The organism is Chryseobacterium viscerum (assembly GCF_002899945.2).
GTDB lineage: Bacteria > Bacteroidota > Bacteroidia > Flavobacteriales > Weeksellaceae > Chryseobacterium > Chryseobacterium viscerum.
The window spans coordinates 78298-91037 of sequence record NZ_PPEG02000007.1; the positions used below are offsets into that span (position 1 = coordinate 78298).

Annotated in this window: 12 protein-coding genes; 5 read left to right on the plus strand and 7 right to left on the minus strand. The window is 36.4% G+C overall.

Features of this window, described 5'->3' with window-relative positions; translation table 11 throughout:
- Positions 1–92: 92 nt before the first annotated feature.
- On the plus strand, positions 93–1295 hold the full coding sequence (locus C1634_RS16885; protein WP_103233546.1) for an MFS transporter: 1203 nt from the start codon (positions 93–95) through the stop codon (positions 1293–1295).
- A gap of 75 nt (positions 1296–1370) precedes the next feature.
- Here C1634_RS16885 and C1634_RS16890 read toward each other — a convergent pair whose 3' ends face one another.
- Positions 1371–1751, minus strand: a complete 381-nt coding sequence (locus C1634_RS16890) for a SpoIIAA family protein (RefSeq protein ID WP_002981039.1) — start codon at positions 1749–1751, stop codon at positions 1371–1373.
- Positions 1752–1913: 162 nt separating this feature from the next.
- Between C1634_RS16890 and C1634_RS16895 the strand changes: the two genes are divergently transcribed.
- The gene (locus C1634_RS16895) at positions 1914–3071 is read left to right on the plus strand and encodes an NAD(P)/FAD-dependent oxidoreductase (protein ID WP_228410097.1); all 1158 of its coding nucleotides are present in this window, start codon (positions 1914–1916) and stop codon (positions 3069–3071) included.
- 370 nt (positions 3072–3441) lie between these two features.
- Here C1634_RS16895 and C1634_RS16900 read toward each other — a convergent pair whose 3' ends face one another.
- From C1634_RS16900 to C1634_RS16915, 4 genes are all read right to left on the minus strand, one after another.
- Complete coding sequence (locus C1634_RS16900) at positions 3442–4632, minus strand: vWA domain-containing protein (protein WP_103233548.1); 1191 nt, start codon at positions 4630–4632, stop codon at positions 3442–3444.
- An 18-nt stretch (positions 4633–4650) separates the two neighbouring features.
- Positions 4651–6252 (minus strand): DUF4139 domain-containing protein, encoded by a 1602-nt coding sequence (locus C1634_RS16905; RefSeq protein WP_109738796.1) that lies wholly within the window; start codon positions 6250–6252, stop codon positions 4651–4653.
- 154 nt (positions 6253–6406) lie between these two features.
- Positions 6407–7081, minus strand: a complete 675-nt coding sequence (locus C1634_RS16910) for an SIMPL domain-containing protein (protein WP_109738797.1) — start codon at positions 7079–7081, stop codon at positions 6407–6409.
- Positions 7082–7325: 244 nt separating this feature from the next.
- Positions 7326–8255: an SIMPL domain-containing protein gene (locus C1634_RS16915; RefSeq protein ID WP_103235514.1), complete on the minus strand. Its 930-nt coding sequence runs from the start codon at positions 8253–8255 to the stop codon at positions 7326–7328.
- 131 nt (positions 8256–8386) lie between these two features.
- Here C1634_RS16915 and C1634_RS16920 point away from each other — a divergent pair, with 131 nt between their 5' ends.
- On the plus strand, positions 8387–10180 hold the full coding sequence (locus C1634_RS16920; protein ID WP_109738798.1) for a tetratricopeptide repeat-containing sensor histidine kinase: 1794 nt from the start codon (positions 8387–8389) through the stop codon (positions 10178–10180).
- 26 nt (positions 10181–10206) lie between these two features.
- On the opposite strand, the gene C1634_RS16925 is transcribed toward C1634_RS16920, so the two are convergent.
- Positions 10207–10560, minus strand: a complete 354-nt coding sequence (locus C1634_RS16925; protein ID WP_103232801.1) for a WG repeat-containing protein — start codon at positions 10558–10560, stop codon at positions 10207–10209.
- A 282-nt stretch (positions 10561–10842) separates the two neighbouring features.
- On the opposite strand from C1634_RS16925, the gene C1634_RS16930 reads away from it, so the two are divergent.
- The gene (locus tag C1634_RS16930; RefSeq protein ID WP_103232800.1) at positions 10843–11577 is read left to right on the plus strand and encodes a LytR/AlgR family response regulator transcription factor; all 735 of its coding nucleotides are present in this window, start codon (positions 10843–10845) and stop codon (positions 11575–11577) included.
- 73 nt (positions 11578–11650) lie between these two features.
- Positions 11651–12193, plus strand: a complete 543-nt coding sequence (locus C1634_RS16935; protein WP_109738799.1) for a lipocalin family protein — start codon at positions 11651–11653, stop codon at positions 12191–12193.
- A gap of 65 nt (positions 12194–12258) precedes the next feature.
- Here C1634_RS16935 and C1634_RS16940 read toward each other — a convergent pair whose 3' ends face one another.
- The gene (locus tag C1634_RS16940; protein WP_103232798.1) at positions 12259–12732 is read right to left on the minus strand and encodes a DUF7832 domain-containing protein; all 474 of its coding nucleotides are present in this window, start codon (positions 12730–12732) and stop codon (positions 12259–12261) included.
- Between the last annotated feature and the right edge of the window lie 8 nt (positions 12733–12740).

The window sequence follows — 12740 nt, forward strand, 5'->3', positions numbered from 1 at the left end:
CAAACTTTCTTTCGATTTTTGCACTTTCAATTTGAGATGCTCATACACTCTTATATTGAAAGAAATTAATTCAGAAAAAAGATTTAGATACAATGAAGATTGATAAAAGAATAATACCACTAGCCATCGGTGGTTTGGGAATAGGAACTACGGAATTTACCGTAATGGGACTGTTGCCGGATATTGCAAAAACGTTACAGATCACGATCCCGCAGGCAGGACATTTAATTTCTGCGTATGCGATGGGAGTAGTTATCGGAGCACCTATCCTGATTGGATACTCTGTAAAATTCCCCCCGAAAAAAGTTTTGATGGCTTTTATGATCCTTTTTACCCTATTTAACGGCCTTTCTGCTATTGCTCCGGGATACAACAGTATGTTGGCGATAAGATTCCTGTCCGGGCTTCCTCACGGAGCTTTCTTTGGAGTGGGAACGGTGGTAGCCTCAAGAATGGCGGGAAAAGGAAAAGAAGCATTTTATATATCCATGATGTTTACCGGGCTTACGGTCGCCAACCTTGCTATGGTTCCTCTGGTCACTTATATTGGCCATACTTTCCACTGGAGGTTCTACTTTGCTATTGTAGCGGTCATCGGTCTCTTCGCTATTTTATTTTTAAAACTGTGGCTTCCTGCAATGGAATCCAACCAAAATACCCACTTCATGGAAGAATTGAAGTTCCTTAAAAATAAACAGTCGTGGCTGGTACTTGCTATTACGGCGATCGGGTTTGGAGGACTTTTCACATGGTTGAGCTATATTACCCCTTTAATGACGGTGGTTGCTGGAATTAAAAGCAGCCAGATGGCATACGTTATGGTTCTTGCCGGAGCCGGAATGGTAGTTGGTAATCTGGTTGGAGGTATTGTTTCAGACAAATTGGGACCTGAAAAAACCTGTGCTCTGCTGATTTTCCTGATGATGATTTCTTTGGGAGGAGTTTTCTTCCTGGCAGAACATCAGAATATTGCTCTTATACTGACATTTATGTGTGGTGCTTTATCCATGTCGATTGCATCACCCATCAACATTATGATGATGAAAGCTGCTCCAAAAAGCGAAATGATGGCCGCCGCTTTTATGCAGGCAGGTTTTAATATTGCCAACGCTATGGGAGCTTTCCTGGGAGGAATTCCTTTAGAATACGGGTATTCATTCAAATATCCATCATTGGTAGGAGTGGGGATGACCTTTATAGGAGTGATTGTAAGTGTAAGGTATATCTATCTGTATGGCTCGGGAGCTCAGAAAGAGCAAGAAGTTACTGCAGAATGTGTGTCATGTGACAAATAAGAAAGTTGACATTCTTTAAAATAAAAAAAGAGCCTGTTTTCAATGGAAAACAGGTTCTTTTGTATCAAATAAATGTTATGCCTCTACTTCATCTCCGTTTTTGCACCAGTAGAGGGCATTGTATAAGTTTTCTTTCGGGAAAGATTTAAATTCTCCCGGCATCAGAACACTGAAAATACTGGTAAAATTACGTATACCTTCTTTATCCGTAACAATGGCTGACCGATTCCAATTGGTAAGGTTTTTTAATCCTAACAGCAAATCTTCAAGCCATGCGCCCATGGTAAAATTATCCAGATCGGTATCCAAATACAATAAATAATTCAGCTCACCAAACTGCTCTACCTTCTCTTTTACGCGCGGAATTACCAGTTTTTCAAAATCCTCTTTCGTTACTTCTCCCGTTGCATTGAATGCCGCAACATTCTCCGGGGCTTCTGGAATAATTGTTATCATAATGAATATTTTTTGGTGGTTTGATTTTAAAAACTAACAATAACTACACCATAATTTGATGGGAAATTGTTAAAAAAGGTATAAATATTGTTGTTTTTAGTGTAAAATATTAATATGAATCTCAAATCGAATGAACCTTTTTGGCTTTTAAAAAATGGATTAATGAAATCCTATCCATCTCTAAAATCAAATGAAGAATGTGAAGTTCTTATTGTAGGAGGCGGTATCACAGGGAGTCTTATTGCCCATCAGATGATAGAAGACGGCTATGATACGATTCTTATTGATAAACGGGAACTTTGCAACGGAAGTACCTCTGCTACGACTTCAATGCTGCAATATGAAATAGATGTTCCTCTCTATGAACTGATAGGAAAAATAGGTAAAAAGGGTGCCGTTCTAAGTTATAAAGCGTGCAGTGATGCCATTGACCTGATAGAAAAGCTTTCAAAACTGATCAAATCGGATGCGGGTTTCAAACGAAAGAAGTCCTTGTATTTTGCTTCAAAAAAGAAAGATGTTGATTGGCTGAAGAAAGAATATAAAGCGAGAAAAGAAAACGGATTTGAAGTGCAATGGCTGGAATCAGACAAGATTTTGGAACAGTTTGAATTTGAGAATACATATGGCGGTATTTTGTCAAAACAAGGGGCTAGTATTGATGCTTTTCAGTTTGCTCATGAACTTTTTATGCATAATGTAAGAAAAGGATTGAAGATCTTTGATAAGACCGAAATGGTAAAAGTGGAGGAGCATAAAGGGTTTAATCTGGTGACGGTAGACAGCGGATTTCAGATCAAAGCAAAAAAGATCATTTACTGCATTGGCTATGAAAGTAAAAACCTGCTGAAAGAACACTTCGTTAATCTGAAAAGTACCTATGCGGTTGTTTCTGAAATAGACAAAGACAAGTTTAAAAATATCAGCAGTACATTGGTTTGGAATACCGATGATCCTTATCTCTACATGCGGACTACCGATGACGGAAGGATTCTTATCGGAGGAGGAGACGAAGATTTTTATGACGCTGAAAAAAGGGACGCCCTCCTCAATAAAAAAGAAAAAGAGATCCTTAAAAATCTAAAGAAAATAAAACCTGATTATCCCTTTTATACAGATTTTGTCTGGGCAGGAACTTTTGGAGAAACCAAAGATGGACTTCCCTATATTGGTGCCCATGAAAAATTCAAAAATTCCTATTTTGTATTAGGTTTTGGAGGAAACGGGATTACTTTTTCAGCAACAGGGATGGAGATGGCTTCTCTGTTTATGAAGAACAAAAAACATCCGTTGTCAAGGTATTTTAAATTTGGGAGATAGTACTCGGGCTTTTAACCGCAAAAGGCTCAAATGTTTTTAAACACTTAAGTTATTTTAAGATACTGCTAAATGTTTAAGAAGTGCACTTAAGTTTTTGAAAATCTTTGATTTTCAGCCTATATGTAAAACTACTTGGATTTCTGCGGAATGATAAACTATCTGGATACCATCATTCCAATTGTGTCATTCCGTAGGAATTCTGTTTACATTATTTGTAAGAATATAATAGAGAGATACTTTGGCAAATAGTTTAATAGAAAGGGCTTAATTCCCCTCCTCTGGAGGGGTGGCGAAAATTCAAAGAATTTTTGACGGGGTGGTTTTACACATTATCCAGCATAAAAAAAGCGGGCCTCAACCCGCTTTACAACTACAAACTATACCCATTCTTTTTAGCCAGTTCAACAATAGAACTTTCAATGGCTTTTCCCAAATCATCAGAATCATGAGTTCCCCTTTTCTTCATTTCTCCGTCAATATAGGTCTGGCGCTTTTTAGAAAGCTCCTCAATTTCTTTCTGAATTTTATCACGGGCTGCCGATTTTACAGCAATCGTTTTTTGAATCTCTTCCTTACTTTTTCCTTTCAGTTCGGCAGGAAGTTCACTTTGTTTTACATTCGCAATAAATCCGGCATCCTTTTCAGCTTTATCCACCAGATCCCAGTGATCATTTTTGTAAGCATTCTTTTTAGATTTGGCAACAGCTCTTTCTACCAGGTTGGATGCTGACTGTGATTCTGCATTTTTATCCTGTGTAATCTGCTTAAGTCTGTAATCCGAGCCATGACTTCCATAATACATGTACGTGTCATTCAATTTTGCATTGCATTCGGAAATTCTGATATCGTAAGGCGTTTCAATATAGATTACTTTCCTGTCACTGTCGATATTGAAATATTTTCCACCTCCTAATGATGCTCCATTTTGCCATGAAGTCTGAATGCCTTCCTTGCGGCTTCCGCAGAAAATGGTGTTGGTATAGATATTTTTACCTTTTGCTTTTGAAACAACATCTTTATAATTTATTTTTCCCTGATCAAATGCTTCATTCCCTGCAATATAAATCAGTTTCATGCTTTTGTCGTTGCCATCCCAGTTCAGGTTGGCAGAAGCATCACGAATAACAGCTCCGCAATATTCATTGCCGCCATTAGTTCTTAAGGCGAATAGTTTTTCGGAAATAAGATCAAGATCCTGAGTAAGAGGAGCAACCTGACGGATGTAATTTTCATCACGGATTCCATCGTTTCCATATTCATACAGGGCAATTTCAATCTGGGGGGCCTTTCCGTTATATTTTAGGGTGGTCAAAGTATTCACAATATTCCAGAGTCTGGATTTTGCCTGATCAATCAGCCCGTCCATACTATTGGAAGTATCCAGTAAAAGAGCGACCTGAATTTTATTGTCCTTTAAGGTAGAGCTTGCCGGAATCATTGTTATTTTTTGTCCCGGTAAATGACTTTCAACATTACTTTTTATAGAGCGGTTGTCCGGAATAGTACCGGAGCTTAAAAAAGCGGTACCCGTTGCAAGTGCTAAGATTTTTAAGGTTGTCATATTGTTGTTTTTTATTGGTTATCTGCTGTAATATTGAATCTGCATCTCTTTCGGATACTTTACTTCATAGGAGAATGTAATCTTCTCTGTACTTCCTGAGCCGATGTTCTTGTGCCAAAGGATGCTGCCTGTTTTATCATCAAGGCTTCCATCACCAAGGTTCAGCGTTTTTACCAGGATCTTAGAATTTTCGCTGATCGGAAGCTGATCAAGAACCTCCAGTTCAATACTTTCTTTTGTATTATTTCTGATGCTGATCTGATACGACTCCGTTTCCCATTTGTTGGAATTCATTGCCTTTTGAGACGTTTTATCTTCAAGCTTGATTCTTTTTACCGTAATTCTTTCATCTACTCCAAGAGAAATCGGGAATTCGTCTTTCACATAATTGCTGGTAATATTGGTTTTTCCGATATAATTATCCTCAAAATAAATATTAGCTTCTCCATTGATAAGGTTGAGGTTCTGCCAGTTCTTTACAAAAGCCATCAGGAATACCTGATTATTAAGTTTTGGAACCGTGTGGTATTTGTAAGTGGCATCAATTTGTTTTTTATCCAGGATTACATACTGTTCCTTTTCCTGGCTTACAATGGTCTGGTTGTAATTCAGCTCATAGATCACATTCATCTGGCTGTCAGAAACTGAAGCTACAGGAATCTGACTTGGTTTTGCGGCGATGTCTTCTCTCATCTGATAGGCATTTGCAGCTGAAACCTCCTTTTTAGATTTATAGCCGGCTACTTCCATCTGGGAATTGTATGGCGTATATTCAGCTACATACAGCGGAGATAGAATAGGTCTGTCCTGATTGTATGACGGTCTGTAAGTTGAAACAAACAACTTTACATTTTTCCAGTCCTGTCCGGTTTTCTGATAAATTTTACCTTTATAAACCATTTCAAGAGGTTTTTTCACAGACTGAGCCCGCAAGTCGTAGGAAGGAACCCATCCGGCATCGGAAACGATGTAGCTTACCCCAAGATTCAGATTCGTTTCACTGTCTGCAAGAATTTCAAGCAAAAGTTCTCTGCGGTTGGTATTTTTATGAGTTTGCTCTTCAGCAGACTGGTTGTTGAGCTTTGCAATGCTTTCATCCAGAACCGTTTTCTGCTCATCAAGGAGAAATACCTGATTATCGATTTCCAGCATTCGTTTTCTATAAAACTCAGTAAGTTTAATAAGCTGTTCCTGTGGAGTAGATTTATCGTTGGTAGACACTTTCAAATTATCATTAATGATGCGCTGTTCCCCTGTCAGGTTTTTGATCTGAATATTCAGAAGGCTGACTTGTCTTTGAAGTTTTTTGGTCTCTGTTTCAAGTTTCTTTTCATTATCTGACAATTCATCATTTTTCAAAAAATTATTTTGAGGAGTAATGGAAAGAAGTGTTGTATTTTTTTCAAGATTGATTTTGTACGTATTCTCGTCCAGATTATTGGGGAGATTGACGATTCTTATTGTATTTCTGCCTTTTTGAAGGCTTACATTGGTAGTTCCAAAAACTTTAGCTCCCTGTAGAAATACGGTGGCTTGTTTTACTTCAATTTCTTTTTTGATTTCCTGTGCTTTGATAAAGGAAACTGAAAATGTAATTAATATTAAAAGATAACGTTTCATCGTTTATTATTTTAAATTTCTAAAGTAAAATTATCCCTATTTAAGGCTGGAAATTGGGAAACTTGGTGAAGTGGTGGTTTGACTTGGTGGGTTTGTCACAGGTAAAAAATAAAAAACAGCTCCCAAAGGAACTGTCTTGTTAAATCTGTTATTTTTAAAGGATTTCGTATCGTGTTTTGATGCTGTATTTCAGCTTGATGTTTTCAATATTATCAAAAGAATAATCTACCGGGGCATCAGCCATTTCCAATTGTACACTGTTCATTCTGCCTTTATAAGCGGCTGGCATGATCATATCGCTGGTGTAGTCTTCTATTTCTACAATTTCAAGGACACTTCCTGTCTTTTTACCCATACTTTCCAATAAGTAATCTGCTTTTTCTTTAGCGGCTTTCAAAGCGTTGATCTTCACTGCTTTTCTGAAATCTGCAATTTTAGTACTTTTTACCTCTGCGATGTTCAGACTGGTTACCCATTTTTGGTTCAAATCTTCAAAAATTTTACTAAGACTTGATTTTGTACTGGCCTTAAACTGATAGTTCTTTGAAAACTTAGCCGTTTTAGAATAGATATTCTGGTACATCGACTTGAACTTGATATCCTCATTCTTTACTCCGGCATTCTTTAAGGTTTCAAATAACTTCTTCTCATTATCTGCCAGATCATTTTTGTTGTCTGCTTTTATTCCGACACTGAAGATAATTTCATCCGGTTCTACTTCCATTTCGGCAACGCCTGTTACTTCAATTGCGTTCTTCTTTACTTCCTGAGCATTTACAAAGCTTCCAAGAGTTAAAATTCCGATTAATAAAAAATGTTTCAATTTCATAATTTCCTGTTTTTGATTTTAAATTCTGATGTAAAATTACGCACATCAGATACTGGAAATTGGGAGACTTGGTGAAATGGAGCTTTCACTTGGTGAGCCTGTGGAAAAAGAAAAGTTGTTCCGAAAAATGTTATTTTGAACCATTAAGATCCTTAAGTTATTTAGATTATGAAGAGAGGCTTCATTGATATATAACAGAATCAAGCGGCCTAATTTTACTTGAATTCTTGAATTCTTCAATTTCTTAACGTTTTGTTTTCTCTTTATTTTTCTTCAGATCATATTTTACACTGAGGTTCATGATATATTGTATGCCCACTTCAGGATCAGCATTATTGATCACTTTATCAAAACCGGTATAATCTGTACCGTCATAATAAAAAGTCCTTGATTTCCTTTCTTCCTTTTTGACATATCTGCTGTCATAGCCATAGGTAACATTGGCACTTTCAAAAGCCACATAATTCTGATATTGGTTTTTAGGAAAAGCATACGTGAAACCTGAAGTCGCAATAGGGTTTCCGATAATTTCCTTTTTAAATAAGCTAAAGTAATTTTCCTTCTTTTTATCAAAAACAGCATACGCTTCCTTAAGAAGGTTTTCCTGGATTTTATCAATATCATTGTTGATATAATCTACTTTAATAACATCATAAATCTGGAAATCTGAAGCCTCGGAGATTAGTTTTTCAATCATAGCGTGTTTGTTTACCGTAATAATGATGTTTTTCTTGGTTTCAAAACCATCCATTTTCTGAGTAGCAACCTGTGCCTCTTTATTGATATTGTAATCATAGATTTTAGTTTGTGATATAAAATCCACAAAAATATCATCGCTTTTGATTCCCATTGAGGATATCCTTTTTATAAAACCATTAATCCTCTTGTTGATATTTTCGATGGCAATTTTGGGAGTGGGAGCCTCTTCATTCAAGCCCAGCGTAAGCTTGTAACGGTCTGCAGTTTTGTTCATCAATACTTTTACACTCACAATCAATGTAGAATCATTGCTGAAATAACTGTTGGTGTTGTTATATTCAAGTAGCTTCTGAGGAGGGGAATAATCGTAATTATTTTTGTCTTTGTAGATTTGGTTCCCTCCGACCTGTGCTTTTGAAAAGGGTAAGAATGAAACAATGATGAAGAATAAAAATGTAAATGTTAGTTTTTTCATGATTTTTAAATTTTAATTATGACGCAAACTTAATCTTAGGGTCACATTATCAATGGGTAAACTTGGTGGAAGGGGAATTTCACTTGGTGAATAGTTTTTGAGTACACTATATATATGTATATCTTTGTTTTATGAAAATGCTTAAACTCTTTACAATCTTTTTATTGGTGCTCCTGGGAAATATAATACGTTCCCAAACCACGAATAATAGCAGTGCTGCTGTGGAAGAAGTTCAGGTAGAAACAAAGAAGCTGAAAAAAGCAATTGATACTAAGAATGAATCCGCCCAGGCCGATTCTTATTATAGTATTGGCGAAACATTTTTCAGTGGCGGGAATTTTCCCAAAAGTGAAGAATATTACACAAAAGCTAAAAATCTGTATGAAAAACTGAATGACAAGCCTAATATTGAAAAAGCAACCCGAAGATTGGCTCAGTCACAGGAAAAACAGAACAAAATAACACCCGCCATCAGTAACTACAGCAGGGTAGCGCAAATGGGATACAGTGAAAAAAGTAAGGCGGTCAATTCTAATGACGTTACGAGACTTTCTTCTCCCACACCAGAGCTTAGGGCTGAAGCAATTCAGAATAATATCAATCTGAGTAAAAAAGAAAATGAACAAGGCGATCTTGCCGAAAGCTACAGTCAATTGGCTGATGTCAATCTAAGGCAGAAAGATGTTTCCAGTGCCGAAGAAAACCTGAATACAGCCTATAAAATTTCTAAAAAAGAAGCACCTCAACAAGCATTAGCCATCAATCAAAAGCTGGCTGATCTTTACGTTGAGAACAAAAATTATGATAAAGCTATTGAAGCTAAAAAAAAGGTTCTGAAAGAAGATTTTGTAAAAGACAATTCACAGGAAAAAGTCAATCAGATTCAGGAACTGGCAGATATTTATATTAAAAAAAATGATCCGAAAGAAGCGGTGGGTTTGTTGAGAAATGCCTACGGAATTGCTTTAGACAAAGGACATACGCTGGAAGCTCAGAGAAGTGTAAAAAAACTGGACAGTCTTTATGCAATTTCAGGAAATATTGATGCTTCAGTTCAGCTATACAGAGATTTTCTGGGAAAACTTCCGAATCTCGTTTCCAAAGACAGAAGTCTGATCGATAATAAAATTCTGGAAGATACCGAACAACGAATTTCACAGCTGGAAAAAGAAAAGGAGCTGAAGGATGAGCTTATCAGAAAAAAGGATGTCTTCAATTATAGCTTGGTTGGAGCTCTCATTCTGCTGACCGGATTGATTACTTTTATTTTCAGAACCCTGAAGAAAGTTCAGACGAAAAATAAGAAAATTGCTCTTCAGTCGCTTCGCAGGGAGATGAATCCGCATTTTATCTTTAACAGTTTGAATAGTGTCAATCACTTTATCGCGACCAATAACGAACTGGAAGCCAATCAGTATCTGACGAAATTCTCAAAACTGATGCGTGGGGTGATGGAAAATTCTACAGAGGATTTTATTCCTTTCCAGCAGGAGCTTGATCTTCTTCAAAACTATTTGGCTCTGGAAAAGACCCGTTTTGCGGATAAATTCGATTATGAAATTGAAGTAGATGAAGATCTCAATATGCAGAATCTGCAAATTCCGGGAATGCTGATACAGCCTTTTTTGGAAAATGCAATCTGGCACGGACTCCGCTACAGAACAGAAAAAGGACTTTTAAAATTAAGCTTTGAAAAGAATGGATCTGATCTGAAAATTCTCATCGAAGACAACGGAATAGGAATCGAAGAAAGTAAAAAGCAGAAAACCCAGCATCAAAAGACCAGAGAAGGTAGAGGAATGAAGAATACCCTGGAAAGAATTCAGCTGCTCAACGATTTGTACAAAAAAGATATTACCTGCTCTGTAAAAGATAAAGAAAATACCAACGGAGTTTTGGTTACTATAAAAATTAAAATGCATTAACCTTAGTTCTGGTTAATGCATTTCATTTATTTAATATACTTTTTCTTCAATGCTGAAAAGTTGGTTTTAATCTCCTCCAGTTCATAATGAGCAGGAATGACTTCAGCTCCTGAGCGGTTGATAAAACCATAAGTTCCCGTTATATTTTTTACCAGCGCCAGATCTTCTGCATATTCACCAAACGTATTAATCTTTGAATACACTGGCTGCACGATAACTTTCCCGCTTTTATCCGAAATGCCATAGGTTCTGGAATTGGTTTTTGTCAGTCTCCAGTTTTTATTGATCTTGCTGATATCCTCTCTCTCCGACATTTTTATTTGTGAAAAAGAAAGACTGAAAATAGTCATACAGATTAGGATAAGAAATTTTGATTTCATGTTGTTTTTGTTGGGTTTAAATGATTATAGTTTTTAGTAAAGCCTAAATTAATAAAAAATAGCACTTATTGAATCAGCCATTAATTTTATCAAAGTCCTGTAAACACCAAAAAAATTACTTTTCTAATATCTTTTATCTTCTACCTGCCACCTTAGAATATGCCTGGAGCTGGAAAAAGTATAACCTTTAGAGAAACGTGGATCTGCTAAGATTGTAGGGTTGGCTAAATATTCCTAATTTGCACCTGAAACCTATTGTTTGCCACCTAATATCTAACCTGAATGAAAATAAAAGCTGTCATTGTAGATGATGAACTTATAGCAAGAGAAGTTTTACGAAGCTATCTTACCAAATACTGCCCTCAGGTGGAGATTCTTGGTGAAGCTGAAAACATTAAAGATGCCGTTCCGTTAATTGCCGAAATGCAGCCTCAATTGGTTTTTCTGGATGTAGAAATGCCTTTTGGAAACGCTTTTGATGTTCTGGAAGCAACCAAAGATTTTTCCTATGAAACCATTTTCATTACTGCATTTTCACAATACTCTTTACAGGCTTTAAATAAATCAGCAAGTTATTATATTTTAAAACCTATTGATATTCAGGAACTGATTCTGGCAGTCAACAAAGTAGCAGAAAGTCTTGAGAAAAAAGATGAGCTCAACCGGAATAAAATTCTCCTTGAAAACCTGAAATTAAAACCCGAAAAACAGCAGCTTATTCTTCCTACTTTACAGGGATTCGATGTGGTGAAGACTGAAGATATTGTAAGACTTCAGGCTGATGGAAACTTTACCCAGGTGTATCTTACCGATGGTTCAAAGAAAATGGTTTGCCGTTTTCTGAAACACTTTGATGATCTTTTGGAAAACCCTTTTGTAAGAGTTCACCGCTCCCATATTATCAATACAGGTTTTGTAAAATCCTATCATAAAAGCGGAACGGTAATGTTGTCTGACGACACGGAAATTGAGGTTTCAGGAAGTTTTAAGGATAATTTCCTGAAGGTTTTTTCATAGAATTTATTGTTCCTTAACAGCTTAAAGGCATTATTTTTGACGTTTTCACTCTAATCACACAAATATTCCAGTCATGAAAACCATTCATAAAATTATCCTTCCCGTTTCGTTGGGAGCATTAGGTCTTATCATTTTCAATTCATATTCTGTGAGAATTCCCAGAGGGGCCTCAGCTGTAAAGAATTTTGATCGTAAAAAATATCTTGGCAGATGGTATGAGATGGCCCGTTTCGATTACAGATTCGAAAAAAATATGGATAATGTCACTGCAGAATATTCAGAAAATCCTGATGGAACCATTCAGGTTAAAAATAAAGGCTACGATTATAGTAAAAAAGTATGGAATGAATCTATCGGTGAAGCAAAATTTGTAAAAGATCCTACAGAAGCCCGCCTGAAAGTTTCATTTTTTAAACCTATCTGGGCCGGTTATAATGTCATTGATATTGATGAAGACTATCAATATGCTTTGGTGGCAGGAAGCAGCTTAAAATATCTTTGGATTCTGTCCAGAACCACTACCATTCCTGAAAGTATCCGTCAGCGTTTCATTCAGAAAGCAAGAAAAATCGGTTATAATACCGATGAACTGATCTGGGTAAAGCATAATCAATAAAAAAGTTAAAGGGCAGAATCACAGAAAAGCTGATAGAGGCTTCTATGATTTTGCCCTTTTGTTCTTTAGTTTTTAATATACTCTTTCCATTCCTCAAAACGATGATCAATTACCTGTTTCATCAGATCATAGTTTTCATAGGTATCTTCTATGTGATAGAAAGTTTCATACTGATAGTCGTTTTCTTCTGCTTTAGCATCAAAAATATTAACGTAATCATCAGCAAATGAACTGGATCTGTTTCCGAAATCGGTATCATCTGCATAGTAATCCTTTGCAAAAAGATTTCCAAGCTCATTCAGATCATATTCAGAGAATTTTCCGTCACATGAATCCATAATGAATTCTGCACCAGTGATTTCTCTTCTTTTTAATTTTTCAATTTCTTCTTCGTTATCTTCTTTCAGTTCATCAGAAATCATATTGTTGTGAATGCACCAGTTCAGGAACATTCCTGTATGGGTTGCTCCGTTTTTCTGAGGAAGTCCTTCTGGAAAATCACCACCATAATGCCATGAAGCATCATCATATTTAGACATAATTCGTA